The organism is Atlantibacter sp. (assembly GCF_032062175.1).
Lineage (GTDB): Bacteria > Pseudomonadota > Gammaproteobacteria > Enterobacterales > Enterobacteriaceae > Atlantibacter.
Window position 1 is genome coordinate 474212 of record NZ_DAMBQK010000001.1, and the last position, 18028, is coordinate 492239.

19 protein-coding genes are annotated in these 18028 nt (G+C 53.8%); 12 read left to right on the plus strand and 7 right to left on the minus strand.

Features of this window, described 5'->3' with window-relative positions:
- Positions 1–61: 61 nt before the first annotated feature.
- Both yedF and yedE read right to left on the minus strand, forming a co-directional pair.
- Positions 62–295, minus strand: coding sequence for a sulfurtransferase-like selenium metabolism protein YedF (gene yedF, locus RT120_RS02125; RefSeq protein ID WP_125291856.1), 234 nt, complete (start codon positions 293–295; stop codon positions 62–64).
- Positions 292–1506, minus strand: a complete 1215-nt coding sequence (gene yedE, locus RT120_RS02130) for a selenium metabolism membrane protein YedE/FdhT (RefSeq protein ID WP_312978779.1) — start codon at positions 1504–1506, stop codon at positions 292–294. The genes yedF and yedE overlap by 4 nt, the downstream gene beginning before the upstream one ends.
- 203 nt (positions 1507–1709) lie before the next feature.
- Between yedE and yedD the strand changes: the two genes are divergently transcribed.
- Positions 1710–2123 (plus strand): lipoprotein YedD, encoded by a 414-nt coding sequence (gene yedD, locus RT120_RS02135; protein ID WP_312978781.1) that lies wholly within the window; start codon positions 1710–1712, stop codon positions 2121–2123.
- A 45-nt stretch (positions 2124–2168) separates the two neighbouring features.
- On the opposite strand, the gene amyA is transcribed toward yedD, so the two are convergent.
- The 4 genes from amyA to fliD form a co-directional block, all read right to left on the minus strand.
- The gene (amyA, locus tag RT120_RS02140; RefSeq protein ID WP_312978783.1) at positions 2169–3656 is read right to left on the minus strand and encodes an alpha-amylase; all 1488 of its coding nucleotides are present in this window, start codon (positions 3654–3656) and stop codon (positions 2169–2171) included.
- A gap of 88 nt (positions 3657–3744) precedes the next feature.
- Positions 3745–4107 (minus strand): flagella biosynthesis regulatory protein FliT, encoded by a 363-nt coding sequence (gene fliT, locus RT120_RS02145; protein ID WP_312978785.1) that lies wholly within the window; start codon positions 4105–4107, stop codon positions 3745–3747.
- A gap of 5 nt (positions 4108–4112) precedes the next feature.
- Positions 4113–4517, minus strand: coding sequence for a flagellar export chaperone FliS (gene fliS / locus RT120_RS02150; RefSeq protein WP_125291861.1), 405 nt, complete (start codon positions 4515–4517; stop codon positions 4113–4115).
- 12 nt (positions 4518–4529) lie between these two features.
- Positions 4530–5939, minus strand: a complete 1410-nt coding sequence (gene fliD, locus RT120_RS02155) for a flagellar filament capping protein FliD (RefSeq protein WP_312978786.1) — start codon at positions 5937–5939, stop codon at positions 4530–4532.
- 288 nt (positions 5940–6227) lie between these two features.
- Between fliD and RT120_RS02160 the strand changes: the two genes are divergently transcribed.
- From RT120_RS02160 to sdiA, 8 genes are all read left to right on the plus strand, one after another.
- Positions 6228–8096 (plus strand): FliC/FljB family flagellin, encoded by a 1869-nt coding sequence (locus RT120_RS02160; protein ID WP_312978787.1) that lies wholly within the window; start codon positions 6228–6230, stop codon positions 8094–8096.
- 164 nt (positions 8097–8260) lie between these two features.
- The gene (locus RT120_RS02165) at positions 8261–8980 is read left to right on the plus strand and encodes an RNA polymerase sigma factor FliA (RefSeq protein ID WP_125291865.1); all 720 of its coding nucleotides are present in this window, start codon (positions 8261–8263) and stop codon (positions 8978–8980) included.
- Between the two features lie 66 nt (positions 8981–9046).
- Positions 9047–9598, plus strand: a complete 552-nt coding sequence (fliZ, locus tag RT120_RS02170) for a flagella biosynthesis regulatory protein FliZ (protein WP_312978788.1) — start codon at positions 9047–9049, stop codon at positions 9596–9598.
- 85 nt (positions 9599–9683) lie between these two features.
- The gene (gene tcyJ / locus RT120_RS02175; RefSeq protein WP_312978789.1) at positions 9684–10484 is read left to right on the plus strand and encodes a cystine ABC transporter substrate-binding protein; all 801 of its coding nucleotides are present in this window, start codon (positions 9684–9686) and stop codon (positions 10482–10484) included.
- A 121-nt stretch (positions 10485–10605) separates the two neighbouring features.
- Entirely contained in the window at positions 10606–11589 is a 984-nt protein-coding gene (dcyD, locus tag RT120_RS02180; RefSeq protein WP_312978790.1) for a D-cysteine desulfhydrase, read from the plus strand.
- Positions 11590–11609: 20 nt separating this feature from the next.
- Complete coding sequence (gene tcyL, locus RT120_RS02185) at positions 11610–12278, plus strand: cystine ABC transporter permease (RefSeq protein WP_161661404.1); 669 nt, start codon at positions 11610–11612, stop codon at positions 12276–12278.
- Positions 12275–13027 (plus strand): L-cystine ABC transporter ATP-binding protein TcyN, encoded by a 753-nt coding sequence (tcyN, locus tag RT120_RS02190; RefSeq protein WP_312978791.1) that lies wholly within the window; start codon positions 12275–12277, stop codon positions 13025–13027. Before tcyL ends, tcyN begins: the two co-directional genes overlap by 4 nt.
- Positions 13028–13248: 221 nt before the next feature.
- Positions 13249–13971 carry a transcriptional regulator SdiA gene (gene sdiA, locus RT120_RS02195; protein WP_312978793.1) on the plus strand — a complete coding sequence of 241 codons (723 nt, stop codon included), beginning with the start codon at positions 13249–13251 and terminating at the stop codon, positions 13969–13971.
- Positions 13972–14036: 65 nt separating this feature from the next.
- On the opposite strand, the gene RT120_RS02200 is transcribed toward sdiA, so the two are convergent.
- Positions 14037–14261: a DUF2594 family protein gene (locus RT120_RS02200; RefSeq protein WP_151604294.1), complete on the minus strand. Its 225-nt coding sequence runs from the start codon at positions 14259–14261 to the stop codon at positions 14037–14039.
- A gap of 471 nt (positions 14262–14732) precedes the next feature.
- Between RT120_RS02200 and uvrY the strand changes: the two genes are divergently transcribed.
- The 3 genes from uvrY to pgsA are packed head-to-tail and all read left to right on the plus strand — an operon-like array spanning position 14733 to position 17824.
- The gene (gene uvrY, locus RT120_RS02205; RefSeq protein ID WP_312978794.1) at positions 14733–15389 is read left to right on the plus strand and encodes a UvrY/SirA/GacA family response regulator transcription factor; all 657 of its coding nucleotides are present in this window, start codon (positions 14733–14735) and stop codon (positions 15387–15389) included.
- Positions 15386–17218, plus strand: a complete 1833-nt coding sequence (uvrC, locus tag RT120_RS02210; RefSeq protein WP_312978795.1) for an excinuclease ABC subunit UvrC — start codon at positions 15386–15388, stop codon at positions 17216–17218. The genes uvrY and uvrC overlap by 4 nt, the downstream gene beginning before the upstream one ends.
- Positions 17219–17275: 57 nt before the next feature.
- Positions 17276–17824 carry a CDP-diacylglycerol--glycerol-3-phosphate 3-phosphatidyltransferase gene (gene pgsA / locus RT120_RS02215; protein ID WP_312978796.1) on the plus strand — a complete coding sequence of 183 codons (549 nt, stop codon included), beginning with the start codon at positions 17276–17278 and terminating at the stop codon, positions 17822–17824.
- Positions 17825–18028 lie beyond the last annotated feature (204 nt).

Genomic DNA, 18028 nt, shown 5'->3' on the forward strand with positions numbered 1-18028 from the left:
TTTCGTTGATATTTAATTGAGGGAGAGGCGAACGGATGCCGCCTCTCCTGGGGCGGGGCGGCTATTTGCGGATTAAATAGCGGATTGTCGGCCCGTCCTGCTGGATTTCCAGCACAGTGTAGCCGTGATTGCGCGCATCAAGCGGAATATTATTGATCGACTGCGGGCAGTCGCTAATCACTTCTAAAATCTCGCCTTTTTTAAGCTGCGGCATGGCTTCCAGCGTCGCCACAGCCGGGTAAGGGCAGGGCTCGCCCACCATATCAAGACGGTAATCCGGGACTATTGCGCTCATACGCCCTCCTTCACGGTTTCAGTGGTAACGATGCGGCTGCGGCGGAAGAAATGTTTTTCCCAGCCGATAATTAGCATTAATGCGGCAAACAGCATCAGATAAGTGACCAACAGACCGCCCAGCGGACCGAAGGTGTTCAACAGGTTGATTTTGTCCCAACTGGTGGCAAGGGCAGGGGAGAGATCGTCCCAGAAGTACGCCAGAATCGTGGAGCCAATCACGTTGCCGAGGCCGACCCACCAGTAGTGCATCTGGCCTTCCACCGCGCGGTACATCCAGCCGGTTTCACAGCCGCCCGCCAGCACAATCCCGAAACCAAACAGCAGGCCGCCCAACACGGCGTTCGGGCCCGCCCACATGATTTTCGGTTCCGCACCCAGTTGCACATAGCTGAAGATACCGATGGCGCTCACCGCCATGCCGAGGATAATCGCCTTCGCCATGTGGGTGCGCCCGGTGATCCACATATCGCGGAACGCCGAAGTAAAGCAGATTTGCGCGCGTTCAATCAGCAGGCCAAAACCCACCCCGAACAGCATCGCCAGGCCGAGTTTCGGCTGATTCATGGCGGTGAGCAGCGCCCAACCCACCATGCCGACAAAAATCAGCATCCCGATGCGGAAGCGACGGCGCGCCTGATCGTGATTTTGCGTCAACTGTGAGGCGCTGGAGACTTTTTGCAGCTTCACCGGGATGCGGAAAATCGGCATCAGGGTAAAGCGCGCGCCGAACCAGGAGCCGATAGCGGTGGCGATGGCAAAGAACCAGGCGTGCAGCGAAAACTGCGGAATGCCGGTAAAGAACGCGGCCAGGTTGCAGCCCATCGCCAGACGCGCGCCAAAGCCGGCGATGATGCCGCCCGCCACCGCCTGGAGAATACGAATGCGGTGCTGGGGCTTGCGCAGCTTGACGTTATTGGCCCACAGCGCCGCAGCGAAGCAGCCGCCGAACATGCCGATAATCATCATGCCGTCGATGCGGGTCAGGGGCGAACCTTCGAGGTGGATAATCTTAAAATAGCCCCACTCTTCGGCATGCACGCCCATGAGTTGCAGCAACTGTCCGCCCCAGCGGGTGAACTCGCCGGTTACCGCCCAGAAGGTGCCGGTCAGGCCGAAGTAGTAGGTGGAGAGAATACCGGCGGCGATGACAGCCGGCAGCGGTGCCCAGAACTTAATGAGGTATTGCTGTTTGAATTGTTGCCATGACATGGTGTTATCCTCTGAACTCAGACGGATTTAAAGGGCGCGGAGTGCGCTGGAAAGAGCGGGCATCATAGGGTGTTTTTCTTAATGTTACCGGGGGAAATATCAAAAAAAATGATGTATCAGCCATTTTATTGCGCAACAAGAAGGCTGGCGGCGGTAACGCTTTAATGCCACACTCGTTTTTTTGATCTCTTGCAGGAATAACGATGAAAAAATATGCACTGGCAGCGGCGCTGCTGGCCCTGAGTGGCTGCGCGCAGGTGGATAATTATCAGGACGTAGTAAAAGCGCCAGCGCCCGCCGGTCTCGCCGGTTACTGGCAGTCGCAAGGGCCGCAGAGCGAACTGGTCAGCCCGGAGGCTATTGCCAGTTTTATCGTAACCAAAGATGGCGATACCCTGGACTGCCGCCAGTGGCAGCGGGTTATCGCGTTACCCGGCAAGCTGATGCAGCGCGGCGGCGATGTGTATAACGTGACCCAAAAGGTGGAGATTTACGCCATCGAACGAACCGGCGACCGGATGGAATATGCCGGGATGGATTTACAGCGTGTAGAGCGGCCAACCAAAGAGTGCGCAGACTTTTTAGCGACGCATCCGCTGTTAAGCCCGCTACCCTAACTGTTTTAACAAGCGGGCAGGGGATGACCTGCCCGCTGTGCCTGATTATATTGCGTCTTCAATCACCCACACGCTCACGCTGCCGCCCTGGCAGGTAAAGGTCCCGGTACCGTTTTCATCGGTGGTGACGCGCTGCTCCTGATTTCCCAGAAAATCACACCAGGTCTTGTTAGCGTAATTTTCCCCAAGCTCCAGCGTCTTTTCACCGTCGTCGCCGTTGGACATCACCACCACGCAGCCGGGATCCTCTTCGGTGCCGCTGCGGCTGAAGGCGATGCAGTTCGGATGGTCGAACCATAACGTCTGAATGCCGTGGGCGAAACGCTGGCGGGCATGGATCAGCATGTCGAGTTTGTCGACGATGGGCATATCGATGTGGTACATCTCGCCGTCGCCGCCGGTATCGTCGTAGCTTGCCCCGTACAGATCCGGATAAAACACCGACGGCACGCCGTTTTCGCGCAACAGGATCAGCGCATAGGCCAGCGGTTTAAACCAGGATTCCACAGGCGCTTCCAGCGCCTGTAACGGCTGAGTATCGTGGTTGGCGACCAGCGTCACCGCATGGAACGGATCGGCTTCCACCAGCGTACCGGTGAAAATCTGGCTCATATCGTAGTCGCGGCCCTGCTGGGAAGCCTCGTGGAATTTCATATGCAGCGGGGCGTCGAACAGCATGGTTTGACCCTCTACCTGGTCGATATACTGTTGCAGTTTCTCGACATCATGCGCCCAGTATTCCGCCACGATAAACAGCGGCTTCGGCGCGACTTCCTGTACGTGCTCGATCCACTCTTTGTAGAACCACGCCGGAATATGCTTTACCGCATCCAGCCGGAACCCGTCGCAGTGGGTTTGATCCATTACCCAGCGGGCCCAGTATTTGATCTCTTCGGTGACGGCGCGGTTGCGATAGTCGATGTTGGATCCCATCAGATAATCGAAATTGCCGTTCTCATCATCCACCTGGTCGTTCCAGCCATCGCCGGTATAGTCGTTGACGATTTTAAACACGCCGTCTTCAGTGGGGTTTTCAATCCGGTCGACGCCGCTAAAGCATTTATAGTCCCAGATGAATTTTGAATATTGTCCGTCGCGGGCAGGGAAGGTGTAGCGGGTCCAGGCCTCGCACTCAATGACGTCTTCCTCAATTTGGGTACGATCCTGCTCGTTAACCCGATTGACCAGAACCCGTTCTTTTTCATCCGCGCCCATTTTGTGGTTCACCACCACATCCAGCAGCACAGCGATGTTATTTTTTTGCAGCGCCGAAATGGCATCCAGCAGTTGCTGTTTATCACCGTATTTGGTGGCGACCGATCCTTTTTGATCGAATTCGCCCAGATCGAACAAGTCGTAAGAATCGTAGCCGATGGAGTGCTCGCCCTCGCTGCCTTTATACGCAGGCGGGAGCCAGACCATATTGATGCCGATATCATTAAAGGTTGCTGCGCGTTCAGACACCTCCGGCCATAACGTGCCGCCGCCGGGGGAATACCAGTGAAAACATTGCAGGATGGTGGGATTTTTCATCTTCCTTGCTCCAGAAGTCATTTAGCTGACTTCTGGAGTATGGAAGATCTTCATCAACTCACCAGAGGGTGGGGAAATTATCGTTGCGTTAATTGGCGGGCGTGTTAGGCACCAGTAACATACCGGATAATCTGCCATAGGCATTATTGAGGGATTGCTGGCGTGAAGACTGGCCAATCAGCTCGCTGAGTTCATCCAGCCGCTGCTGGAGCAGCGCTTTTAGCTGCTGCTCATTTTCCAGCGTCTGCTTCAGGTAAGTTTCCAACATATCCTGCACTTGCTTACTGATTTTGGGAGCCGGTGTGATCATCACCGCCTCCACGGATTGCAGGTAGACGACTTCTTTTTCCAGCAGTAACTCCCACTCACCCCGCTGTGCCAGATCCAGTAGGGTCTGGCTCATCAGCGCAACATGCTGCCAGCGGCTAATCAACTCCACGTTGGGGGACATTAATGTTACTCCTGGGCGTGAGCCGGCTGTGGGGAGACTTGCTTCCATGCATCAGCGATATTACTGAGCAACCCTTCAACTTCTTCAATGGCCTGGCTGTCGTTACGCAAGTTAGCCTGTAACAGACGACGCACCATGTAGTCATACAGCGACGACAGGTTCGTGGCGAGCTCGCCGCCCTGTTCGCGATCCAGCCCCGCTTTCAGACCGTTATCAATAATATTAATGGCTTTACTCAGCGCTTCGCCTTTCGCCACCGTTTCACCCTGTTGCATAAACAGGCGAGCGCGCACCAGCGCACTCATCGCGCCATCAAACAACAGCACGATAAGCTGATGGGGACTGGCACTCATTACGGCACTCTCTACGCCCACGCGGGCGTAAGCGTTAGTACCACTGGCGTTATACATAATGACCTCTCATCAGGAGCTGGAATTGCTCATCGCCGTAAACTGTTGGCTTAAATAACTGCTGGTGCTGTTCAGTTTGCTCATCATGGTATCGAGCTGGGTGAACTGCGCCTTATAGCGCGCAACCGTGGCGTCAATGCTTTCGCTGGTGGCCAGATACTGTTTGGTCAACTTTTTCAGCGTGGCGTTAATGCTGTCCTGGGCGGTGTCGATGATGCCGTCATCGGCCAGGTAATCCTTAATCGTCGACGCCATTTTGGTGGTGATGCCGGTCTCTTTCCCATCACCTACCAGCAGCAGACGCGCCGCAGAAGAGTTTTCGTTCAACGCTTTAGTCAGCTTGGTATCGTCGATTTTTAATTTGCCGGTGGCACCGTCTGAGGTAATGCCGATTTCGTTTAATGTTTTAAACGAGGAATTCGCGTCACCCTGGGTAAACATACCGCGCAGGCCGGTTTGGATGCTGCGCACCACAGTGTCGCCGAGCAGTGCGCCGTTGCTGGTACTTTGCTCTTCAGCACCCGGATCGACAGCGGTGTATTTTGTCAGGGAGTTAAAGGTGTCAATCAGGGAGTTATAGGCATCAACCCACCCTTTAATCGCGGCTTTGGACTGATCGTTACTTTTCTCCACCGTTACCGTCACATTGCTGACTTCTTTCGTCAGGTTTAACGTCACGCCTTCCGGCGCATCAGTGATGGTATTGCTCTGGCGCACGATATTGATGTTGTTTACGGTGAGTTCCGCGTTTTGCGCTTTCACCAGCACGTCCATGCCACCGCTGGTGCCGTTGTAGCCAATCACACCGCTGAGTTTGGCATCACCGTTAACGTTAATAACCATCTCATTGTCGGTACCGGTTTCCGTTGAAGTCAGCACCAGTTGATAGTCTTTGTCATTGACCTTAACGAGACTGGCCGATACGCCGCCATCGGCTTCGTTAATTGCGTCGCGAATCCCTTCCAGTGAGGTTTGGTCACTGCTCAGTTTAATTTCCAGCGGCTCTTTGCGGCTATTTTGATAAATCGTAATGGTGCGCTCGCCGACGCTGGTATCGCCAAGGGGATCTTTGCTGGAGGTAATTAATGTATTGGTGGTCAGAGATTGCGACTGCGCCAGCTTAGTCACATTAATGGTGTATTTGCCCGCAGCGGCGCCCGCAGAGGTGCTGACGGTTAAATCAGTGCTGCTGCTTTTCGCCGTGGTGCTTTTGAACAGATTTGCATCATTTAATGTGGCGTTCGCGGTCTGGAATTTTTCCAGCGCGCCTTTCAGCGTGCCATAGGCGGTGAGGCGCGCAGTGTTGGCGCTTTGCTGTTGCGTAATCGGCGTCAGGCGCGCTTTCTCAGCGGTCGTCAGGTTCGTTAATAACGTATCCAGCGGTAAGTTAGCACCAATACCTAAAGATGAAATTGAAGCCATGCCATTTCCTTTTGATTGCAAACAGTGGTTAAGACGCGATATCGGCAATCTGGCGGCAAAGTTTAATGATTTTTTGGCAAGCTAATGGACAGAATAATACGCCTTAAGCGGGGTAATTCGTGGGGTTAAAAATTGGCACGTCGAAAAGGCCTTAAAAAATTAAAAAAATCGCAGGGAATTAAAAATTTTCTAAAGTTCGAAAAAGGGGTGCCGATACATGGGTTACGGTGACAAGACCGTGGGCAACAGCCCAACAACATCAAGATGTAAATTGATAAGGAATAGATCATGGCACAAGTCATTAATACTAACAGCCTGTCGCTGTTGACCCAGAACAACTTGAACAAATCTCAGTCTTCCCTGAGCTCTGCTATTGAGCGTTTGTCTTCCGGTCTGCGCATCAACAGCGCTAAAGACGACGCCGCTGGCCAGGCGATTGCTAACCGCTTCACCTCTAACATCAAAGGTCTGACTCAGGCGTCCCGTAACGCCAACGATGGTATCTCCATCGCACAGACCACTGAAGGCGCGCTGTCTGAAATCAACAACAACCTGCAACGTGTACGTGAGCTGTCTGTTCAGGCGACCAACGGTACCAACTCTAAGTCTGACCTGGACTCCATCCAGAATGAAATCACCCAGCGTCTGAGCGAAATCGACCGCGTATCCGGCCAGACTCAGTTCAACGGCGTGAAAGTACTGGCTTCTGATAGCTCCATGAAAATCCAGGTTGGCGCGAACGATGGTGAAACCATCACTATCGACCTGAAAGAAATCACCTCCAAGACCCTGGGCCTGGATGGTTTCAACGTGAACGGTAAAGGCGAAGTGGCCAACAAAGCTGCTACCGCAGACAGCCTGACCCTGGCTGGCTTTGCTAAAGGTGCCGCTAACACTGATGGCAGCACCACGTTCAGCAAAGACGTAACCAACAAAGCCGCTACCGCTGCTAACGTTCTGGCTAGCGTAAAAGACGACAGCACCCTGACCTTCACCGGTACCGGTAATGGCCTGGGCGTAGCGGCAACCGCCAACAGCTACACCTACGACGCTGCAAGCAAATCCTACAGCTTCGACGCGACTGGGGTATCTTCCGCTAACGCGCTGAACAAACTGGCTCCGAACGCTGGTGATACTTTCTCTGCGAAAGTGACTATCGGCACGAAATCTCAGGACGTTAACGTCAGCAAAGACGGCACCATCACCACTACCGATGGCAAAGCGCTGTTCCTGGATGAGAAAGGCAACCTGACTCAGACTGGTAGCGGCACTACTGTCGCAGCCACCTGGGACAACCTGATGGCCAACGCCGATACCACTGCCAAAGATGCTTACGGTAACAGCGCCGCTGTTGCTGTTGGCGCTGTCATCGAAGCGAAAGGCATGACTATTACCTCTGCAGGTAATACGACTAAGGCTGATAAAGATGCTGCTTACAACACTGCCTATGCCGCAAACATCGGTATTGGTGATGCAGCAGGTATCGCCGCAGCAGAAGCTGCCGGTATCTTAGCTCGTGATGCCATCGCAACGCCGGCAAATGCTACCGTTGATATCGAAGGTGCAACCGTATCTGCTGCCGAAATGGCGGGCGCTATCGGTACTGGTGCATTCTCTGTAACTGACGGTACGGGTGTTGGCGCGGGCGTTTATGCTGTTGCAGCGGGTACTGGCGCGGTAACTTTTGATGCGGACGGCGCTGGTGGTGGTGCTGCTGTTGCGGCTTACACCGATATCGAAGGCAAACTGACTACCACCGATAAAGAAACCGTAAACTACTTCGCACAGGCTAACGGCAACGTAACCAACGCGACCGGTTCCAAAATCTACCAGACCGAAGACGGCAAAATCACTACCGAAGCCACTACCAAATCAGAATCCACTTCCGATCCGCTGAAAGCGCTCGATGCGGCTCTGGCTAAAGTTGACTCCCTGCGTTCCGACCTGGGTGCGGTGCAGAACCGTTTCGATTCTACCATCACCAACTTGGGCAACACCGTTAACAACCTGACTTCTGCTCGTAGCCGTATCGAAGATGCTGACTACGCGACCGAAGTATCCAACATGTCCCGTGCGCAGATCCTGCAACAGGCAGGTACTTCTGTACTGGCACAGGCTAACCAGGTTACGCAGAACGTTCTGTCTCTGCTGCGTTAATTGGCAAAACCCCTTACAAACCCCGCCTCGGCGGGGTTTTTTACTGCTCCGATCTCTCCATAACCCCTAAATAACCCCCCATTTCACCCACTATTCATCCGATTAAAAGCCCTCCAGAAACGGATAATCATGCCGATAACTTATTTAACGCAGGGCTGTTTATCGTGAATTCACTCTATACCGCTGATGGTGTAATGGATAAACACTCGCTGTGGCAGCGTTATGTCCCGCTGGTGCGTCACGAAGCATTGCGCCTGCAGGTGCGCTTGCCGGCGAGTGTTGAGCTCGACGATCTGCTTCAGGCAGGCGGTATCGGGTTATTAAACGCGGTGGAACGCTACGACGCCCTGCAAGGTACGGCATTTACCACTTACGCAGTACAGCGTATTCGGGGAGCCATGCTGGATGAACTGCGCAGCCGCGACTGGGTGCCGCGCAGCGTCCGACGTAACGCCCGCGAAGTCGCACAGGCCATCGGTCAGCTGGAACAAGAACTTGGACGCAACGCCACCGAAACAGAAGTGGCGCAGCGCCTGGGCATCGCGCTTGACGAGTATCGTCAGATGCTCCTCGACACCAACAATAGCCAGCTTTTTTCCTACGACGAGTGGCGGGAAGAGCATGGCGATAGCATTGAACTGGTGACCGAAGAGCACCAAAGCGAAAACCCGTTGCAACAGTTGTTGGAAAGCAGCCTTCGCCATCGCGTCATGGAAGCGATTGAGGCGTTGCCGGAACGTGAACAACTGGTGCTGACGCTCTACTACCAGGAAGAGCTTAATCTCAAAGAGATTGGCGCGGTGCTGGAAGTGGGGGAGTCGCGGGTCAGCCAGTTGCACAGCCAGGCAATTAAACGGCTACGGTCTCGTCTGGGTAAGTTATAGGTTGTTGAGCTGCTCATCATCCTGGAAATGGAAATGCCACTCATGCATGTCACACCGGGAGTCACTATGACCGAGCCACAACAAAAAAAACGGCCTATTAGCCGCTACCTGAAAGACTTTAAGCACGCAGAAACCCATTGCGCCCATTGCGGCAAACTTCTGGACCGCATCACGCTGGTCCATCGTGGGACGATTGTTAACAAAACCGCTATCGCCCAGCTCGATACCTTAATCGATGAAGCGACCTGGGCCAGCCAGCGCCACGAGTGGTCGGCGCTGTGCCGCTTCTGCGGCGATCTGCACTGCAAAGTGCAAAGCGAGCATTTCGATATCATTGGCTTTAAACAATACTTGTTTGAACGCACCGACATGAGCCCCGGCACCATCCGCGAATACGTGGTGCGCTTGCGCCGTTTAGGCGAGCATCTTGAAGCCCAGCAAATTCCCGCCGACCAGGCGCAACAGGGCGAGATTGAAGATCAGCTTGAGCGCTGGCTGCCGCCGACCAGTACCAATAACTACCGTATCGCGCTGCGCAAATATTCCCGTTATTTAAACCACAGCCACCAAAATGAGCCTGCAAAAACCCTGTATGAGACGACTTCTGCTATATATTAATTTGGCATAACTCGTTCCATTCTGTTGTTTGCTTAACAGGTGTAACTCTTTAAACTGGCTGAAAATTTCGATATCTGGGGTATCTATGAAACTTGCACAGTTTGGCCGCCAGGCGCTGATGGGCGTGATGGCAGTGGCGTTGATGGCAGGCGTAAGCGCAAAAACTTTCGCGGCGGAAGATCTACTTAACAAAGTCAAAGAGCGCGGCACGCTGCTGATTGGGCTGGAAGGCACTTATCCGCCGTTCAGCTTCCAGGGTGATGACGGTAAGCTCACCGGCTTTGAAGTGGAATTCGCCGAAGAGCTGGCGAAGCACCTTGGCGTAAAGGCGTCGCTGAAACCGACCAAATGGGACGGGATGCTGGCGTCGCTGGATTCTAAGCGTATCGACGTGGTGATCAACCAGGTGACTATCTCCGACGAGCGTAAGAAGAAATATGACTTCTCCACGCCGTACACCGTGTCCGGTATCCAGGCGCTGGTGAAAAAAGGCAACGAAGGTGCCATCAAATCTGAAGATGACCTGAAAGGCAAAAAAGTGGGCGTGGGTCTGGGCACCAACTATGAAGAGTGGCTGCGCCAGAACGTGCAGGGCGTGGATATCCGCACTTACGATGATGACCCAACCAAATACCAGGATCTGCGCGTAGGCCGTATCGACGCCATTCTGGTTGACCGTCTGGCCGCGCTGGATCTGGTGAAGAAAACCAAAGACACCCTGGCGGTGGCGGGCGAGCCGTTCTCCCGTCAGGAAGCGGGCGTCGCGCTGCGTAAAGGCAACGAAGATTTACTCAAAGCCGTGGATCAGGCGATTGCTGAAATGCAAAAAGACGGGTCGCTGGCCAAACTCTCCGAGAAATGGTTCGGTGCCGACGTGACGAAATAAGTCGTCGCAAAAACAAAAAGGTGCTGAAATCAGCACCTTTTTTTATTGCATGACGCCAGCCCTGGCGCATGTGATGCATAATTATGACCATTGCGAACAGAAAACGGCATCAGGAGATCCCATGTCATTGCATAACTTAACCCGCTTCCCGCGTCTGGAATTTATTGGTGCACCCACGCCGCTGGAGTTTTTACCGCGTTTCTCCGATTACCTGGGCCGGGAAATTTATATCAAGCGTGACGATGTGACGCCAATGGCGATGGGCGGCAATAAGCTGCGTAAGCTGGAATTTCTGGCGGCGGATGCGCTGCGCGAAGGGGCGGACACGCTCATCACCGCAGGTGCGATCCAGTCCAACCACGTGCGCCAGACGGCGGCGGTCGCGGCGAAGCTGGGCCTGCACTGCGTGGCGCTGCTGGAAAACCCGCTGGGTACCCGCGCGGAAAACTATTTAACCAACGGCAACCGCCTGCTGCTCGACCTGTTCAATGTTCAGATCGAAATGTGTGACGCGCTGGATAACCCGGATGCGCAGCTTGAAGAATTAGCGGCCCGCGTGGAAGCCCAGGGCTTTCGTCCGTATGTGGTCCCGGTGGGCGGTTCTAGCGCCCTGGGCGCGATGGGCTATGTGGAAAGCGCGCTGGAAATCGCCCATCAGTGCGAATCGATCAGCCTGAGTTCCGTGGTGGTGGCGTCCGGCAGCGCCGGGACGCATGCCGGGCTGGCGGTGGGGCTTGAGCAACTGATGCCCGACGTGGAATTGGTTGGCGTCACCGTATCGCGCACCATCGCGATGCAGAAGCCGAAAGTGGTGGCGTTGCAACAGGCCGTTGCGCGCGAGTTGGAATTAACCGCCGCTGCCGACATCACGCTGTGGGACGATTATTTTGGGCCGGGCTACGGCGCACCGAACGAAGAAGGCATGGAGGCAGTGAAACTGCTGGCCAGACTGGAAGGGATTTTACTCGACCCGGTCTATACCGGAAAAGCCATGGCAGGGCTTATTGACGGCATCGAACAGAAGCGATTTAAAGATCGTGGGCCGATTCTGTTTGTCCATACCGGCGGCGCGCCTGCGCTGTTCGCCTATCACCCCCATGTCTGATTGCCTGGTGAAAAACAATAATGCAAGAAAGTATCCAACTGATTATTGATTCTCTGCCGTTTCTGCTGAAAGGGGCCGTGTTTACGCTCCAGCTCAGTATCGGCGGGATGTTCTTTGGGCTGGTGCTGGGCTTTATTCTGGCCCTGATGCGCCTGTCGCCAATTTGGCCGGTCTCTTGGCTGGCGCGGTTTTATATCTCGATTTTTCGCGGTACGCCGTTGATCGCCCAGCTGTTTATGATCTATTACGGTCTGCCGCAGTTCGGCATTGAACTGGACCCGATCCCGGCGGCGATGATCGGCCTGTCGTTGAACACAGCGGCCTATGCCTCTGAAACCCTGCGCGCGGCCATCTCTTCTATTGACAAAGGGCAGTGGGAAGCCGCCGCCAGTATTGGTATGACGCGCTGGCAGGCGCTGCGCCGCGCCATTCTGCCCCAGGCGGCGCGGGTGGCCCTGCCGCCGCTGAGCAACAGTTTTATCAGCCTGGTGAAAGACACGTCGCTTGCCGCGACCATTCAGGTGCCGGAACTGTTCCGCCAGGCGCAACTGATCACCTCGCGTACCCTGGAAGTGTTTACCATGTACCTGGCGGCGTCGCTGATTTACTGGGTAATGGCGACGGTGCTCTCCACGCTGCAAAACTATTTTGAAAACCAGCTTAACCGTCAGGAGCGTGATCCCAAATGAGCGCGATTTCAGTCAAACAACTGGTGAAGAAATTCCACGGTCAGACGGTGCTGCACGGTATCGATCTTGAGGTAAAGCCTGGTGAAGTGGTGGCCATTATCGGGCCGAGCGGCTCCGGCAAAACCACGCTGCTGCGCAGCATTAATCTGCTGGAACAGCCGGATGCAGGCACTATTCAGGTGGGCGACATCACCATTGACGCCGCCAAATCCATGAGCAAGCAAAAAGGGCTGGTGCGCCAGTTGCGTCAGCACGTCGGCTTCGTGTTCCAGAACTTCAACCTGTTTCCGCACCGCACCGTGCTGGAAAACATCATTGAAGGGCCGGTAATTGTGAAAGGAGAACCGAAAGAGGACGCCTCGGCCCGCGCCCGGGAACTGCTGGCTAAAGTTGGGTTAACCGGCAAAGAGACCAGTTATCCGCGGCGCTTATCCGGCGGGCAGCAGCAGCGCGTGGCGATTGCCCGAGCCCTGGCGATGCGCCCCGACGTGATTTTGTTCGACGAACCCACCTCGGCGCTCGACCCGGAACTGGTCGGCGAGGTGCTCAGTACTATCCGACAGTTAGCCGAAGAGAAGCGCACGATGGTGATCGTGACCCACGAGATGAGCTTTGCGCGCGATGTGGCGGACCGGGCGATCTTTATGGATCAGGGACGCATCGTCGAACAGGGCCCGGCCAAAGCGCTGTTTGCGCACCCACAACAGCCGCGTACTCAGCAATTCCTTGAGAAATTCCTGATGCAGTAAGCCAAAAGGGCATAATGTGTTCTTAAAACCGGGCTTGCGTTTAAGCGCGAGCCCGGGAAGTTCGGCTTTAGTGGAAACCAGGAAAAATTGCGTCTTAGGGAGTGGATTCATCTCTCCGGTGAATATTAACCCGCGGATTCATAGAAAAGATAAAGTCTCATTTATGGTAATTTATCCCATCAAAATAATTAATGAATAAAACAGGGGCCACGTAACGCAGAATGACGGAAAGAGACTTTTTCATCTGGCGGAAAAACGTTTTCAAGCGTTTTCAGGAAACCCAAGACAGTGCTGATGTTGAACTGCTTCTGGCGAGCGAAACACAAGCCATGGCGTTCGATTACTATTCGCTGTGCATAAGGCATCCCGTGCCGTTTACCCGCCCTAAAACGACGCTTTTTACCACATACCGCGACGACTGGGCGCAGCATTACTATGCCGAAAACTATTTCGCCGTCGATCCGGTACTCAACCCCAATAATTTGCATCGCGGTTATCTCCCCTGGACCGATGAGCTTTTTAGCGGCGCGCCTGATTTTTGGGATGCGGCAAGGGACTTTGGTTTGCGCAACGGCGTCACCCAAACGGCGATAGCCCCAGGAAGGGCGCTGGGTTTTCTCTCAACATCCAATTTGCGCGTGCATGATGCCTGGCTCTCGGAAGACGAACTGGCGCTGCGCCTGCATTATCTCGCCGATTTGAGCATGATGGCGCTGCTGCGCATGAATGCCCCGGCCATGAGCGGGCTGGAAATGAAATTCAGTAAACGCGAGCGCGAGATCCTTCAGTGGACGGCGGAAGGAAAAACCTCATCGGAAATTGCCATGATCCTGTCGATTTCAGAAAACACGGTGAACTTCCATCAGAAGAATATGCAGAAGAAATTTAATGCCCCGAATAAAACTCAGGTGGCCTGTTACGCAGTGGCGATGGGATTGATTTAACCGGAGAGAGCAGGATGTTGCAGGAAACTGACGCGGCGGTGATAACAATCACCGCCGCGTTTTTGTTACTGGCGATAGGCCTGTTTGATTTGTTTAACGGTATTGCTGAACAGTTCCGCCTGAGCGGTATCTTCCATCTGAGCAATCTGCTTTTCCATTTTAATAATCACCCGGCCCGCATCCGCCTGGCCCATCGCCTGGAGCATAAGGGTCAGCAGGTTTTTCATGCAGGACACTTCCAGTGCCAGTTCCTGAATATTGTCAGTGGTTGAAAAATCAGGGGTGCTCATTTCTTTACCTCAATGGAATGTTCACGCGCAAACAGGCGTGTGGTTGATCTGAAAAGCGCGGAGTATATCACAAGCCAGGCGAAAGTCAGGGTGGTTGTTTTTTAGACGCAGCAGAGTTTATTTAATTAAACATTATAGATACATGTTTATCACTTAACTTACTGCTGACATCGGGTTATTTGTTTCAGTAACGTTTTTAAAACGTTAAATAGCGTCTTTATGGAAAATGCTTTAACGTTTTTTCAAAGTGTTTTAGATTTTGTTAAAATGATATATTTATAACAAGTTGATTTTGTTGTTTATTATTTTATTGGTTGGCGTGCTTTTCCCGTCATTTCCACGGAATACGTTCCAGAAATGCGACCAGGAGCCACAAAGTACTTTTTTTGCGTTTTAAAGTTGACTTAAAACCCGTTAATATGTGGAAAATTATCTATCAGCAGCGTTATCCCTATTCTGGAGATGTTTCTTTTGATCAACGTTCTTCTTGTTGATGACCATGAACTGGTGCGCGCAGGGATACGACGCATTCTTGATGATATCAAGGGCATTAAAGTCGCAGGTGAAGCCTGCTGCGGCGAGGACGCCGTTAAATGGTGCCGTTCTAACCCGGTGGATGTCGTCCTGATGGACATGAACATGCCCGGCATCGGGGGCCTTGAAGCTACGCGCAAAATCGCGCGTTCAAGCTCTGATATCAAAGTCATTATGTTAACCATACACACCGAAAACCCGCTTCCCGCTAAGGTGATGCAGGCGGGTGCCGCTGGCTACCTCAGTAAAGGCGCCGCGCCCTCAGAAGTCGTGAGCGCTATTCGCTCCGTTCACGCGGGGCAACGGTATATTGCTTCGGATATTGCCCAACAAATGGCGCTGAGCCAGATTGAGCCCGCAAAAGCGGAATCGCCGTTCTCAAGTTTGTCTGAACGGGAATTGCAGATTATGCTCATGATTACCAAAGGCCAGAAGGTGAACGAGATTTCCGAGCAACTCAATCTCAGCCCAAAAACGGTAAACAGCTACCGTTACCGGATGTTCAGCAAACTGAACATCCACGGCGATGTTGAATTGACCCATCTTGCGATCCGCCACGGCCTGTGCAATGCCCAAACATTAGCCAGCCAGTGAGAGAAGTGTTCGATTCTAAATCTTTCTTAAAAACCGTTACCAACAAGCCTGGCGTCTACCGTATGTATGACGCCGGCGGTACGGTCATCTATGTCGGTAAAGCGAAAGATCTTAAAAAGCGTCTTTCCAGCTATTTCCGTGTCCAGCTTTCCAGCCGTAAGACCGAAGCGCTGGTGGCGCAGATCGAAAATATCGACGTTACCGTCACCCATACTGAAACCGAAGCGCTACTGCTCGAGCATAACTACATTAAGCTCTACCAGCCGCGCTATAACGTGCTGCTGCGCGATGATAAGTCTTATCCATTTATTTTCCTGAGCGGCGATACCCATCCGCGCCTGGCGGTGCATCGCGGCGCGAAACACGCCAAAGGCGAATACTTCGGCCCGTTCCCTAACGGCTATGCGGTGCGCGAAACCCTGGCGCTGCTGCAAAAGATATTCCCGATCCGCCAGTGTGAAAACAGCGTCTACCGCAACCGCTCCCGGCCCTGTTTGCAATATCAGATAGGCCGCTGCCTCGGGCCCTGCGTTGAGGGGCTGGTTAGCGAAGAAGAGTATGCGCAGCAGGTGGAATACGTTCGGCTGTTTTTAGCCGGTAAAGACGACCAGGTGCTCACGCAACTGGTGACGCGGATGGAAAAGGCCAGCCAGAATCTCGAATTTGAAGAGGCGGCGCGTATCCGCGATCAAATCCAGGCAGTGCGCCGCGTGACGGAAAAGCAGTTTGTCTCCAATACGGGCGACGATCTGGATGTGATTGGCGTGGCGTTCGATGCGGGCATGGCCTGCGTACACGTGCTATTTATCCGCCAGGGTAAAGTATTGGGTAGCCGCAGCTATTATCCTAAAGTACCCAGCGGCACCGAGATGGCGGAAGTGGTGGAAACCTTTGTCGGCCAGTTTTATTTGCAGGGCAGCCAGATGCGTACCTTGCCGTCAGAAATCCTGCTCGACTTTAAACTTTCCGATGAAAGCGTGCTGGCTGATTCGCTCTCTGAAGTGGCGGGCCGACGCGTGAATGTGCAAACCCGCCCGCGCGGCGACCGGGCGCGCTATCTGAAACTGGCGCGTACCAATGCCGCCACCGCGCTGGTGACGCGCCTGTCGCAGCAATCCACCATCTCGCAGCGGCTAACGGCGCTGGCAGCCACGCTGAAGCTGCCTGAGATCAAACGCATGGAATGTTTCGACATCAGCCACACCATGGGCGAACAGACGGTGGCTTCCTGCGTGGTGTTTGATCCTAATGGCCCGCTGCGCGCCGAGTATCGCCGCTACAACATCACCGGCATCACGCCAGGGGATGATTATGCGGCGATGAACCAGGTGCTGCGCCGCCGCTATGGCAAGGCCATTGAAGAGAACAAAATTCCCGATGTGATCCTGATCGACGGCGGGAAAGGGCAGTTGGCCCAGGCAAAAGCGGTGTTTGCCGAGCTTGACGTGCCGTGGGATAAACATCACCCGCTGTTGTTGGGCGTGGCGAAAGGCGCAGATCGTAAAGCCGGGCTGGAAACGCTGTTTTTTGAGCCGGAAGGGGAGGGATTTTCGCTGCCGCCTGATTCTCCGGCGCTGCATGTTATCCAGCATATCCGCGACGAATCGCACAATCACGCGATCACCGGTCATCGCAAAAAACGCGCCAAAGTGAAAAATACCAGTACCCTCGAAACCATCGAAGGGATTGGGCCAAAGCGCCGCCAGATGCTGCTCAAATACATGGGTGGTTTACAGCCGTTATTAAATGCCAGCATCGAAGAGATCGCGAAAGTTCCGGGCATCTCACAGGCTCTGGCAGAAAAGATCTACTACTCGTTGAAACATTAGGGGCTATGTAGCAACATAGCCTTAATTTCCACAGACTACAGACAGTTACCTTGCGCCATGCGAATGAATATTCCGACTTTACTTACCCTGTTTCGTGTCGTCCTGATCCCGTTTTTCGTGCTGGCGTTCTATCTGCCGTTCACCTGGGCGCCGTTTGCCTGTGCGTTTATCTTCTGGGTCGCGGCGGTAACCGACTGGTTTGATGGCTACCTGGCACGCCGCTGGAACCAAAGCACTCGCTTTGGGGCGTTTCTCGACCCCGTGGCCGATAAAGTCCTGGTCGGTATCGCGATGGTGCTGGTGGTGGAGCACTACCATAGCTGGTGGATCACGCTGCCTGCCGCCACCATGATTGCCCGTGAAATTATTATCTCTGCGCTGCGTGAGTGGATGGCTGAGATCGGCAAACGCGCCCGCGTGGCGGTTTCCTGGATTGGTAAAGTCAAAACCACGGCGCAGATGGTGGCGCTGATTGGCTTGTTGTGGCGTCCAAATATCTGGGTTGAGTACGCCGGGATCGGTCTCTTCTTCGTGGCGGCGGTGTTGACGTTCTGGTCTATGTTCCAGTATTTGCACGCTGCGCGCGGCGATTTGCTTGAACCGTGATCGAATAGACGCAAAATTCAGCAAACGAATCAGTATCTCAGAAAATTTCGTTGACTCATTGCGTCAGGTAAGTAGAATGCAACGCATCGAACGGCAGCACGGTTTGCCAGAAGATAGCAAAATCAAGTAATTAGCTAATTACCTGATGAATGCGGGAATAGCTCAGTTGGTAGAGCACGACCTTGCCAAGGTCGGGGTCGCGAG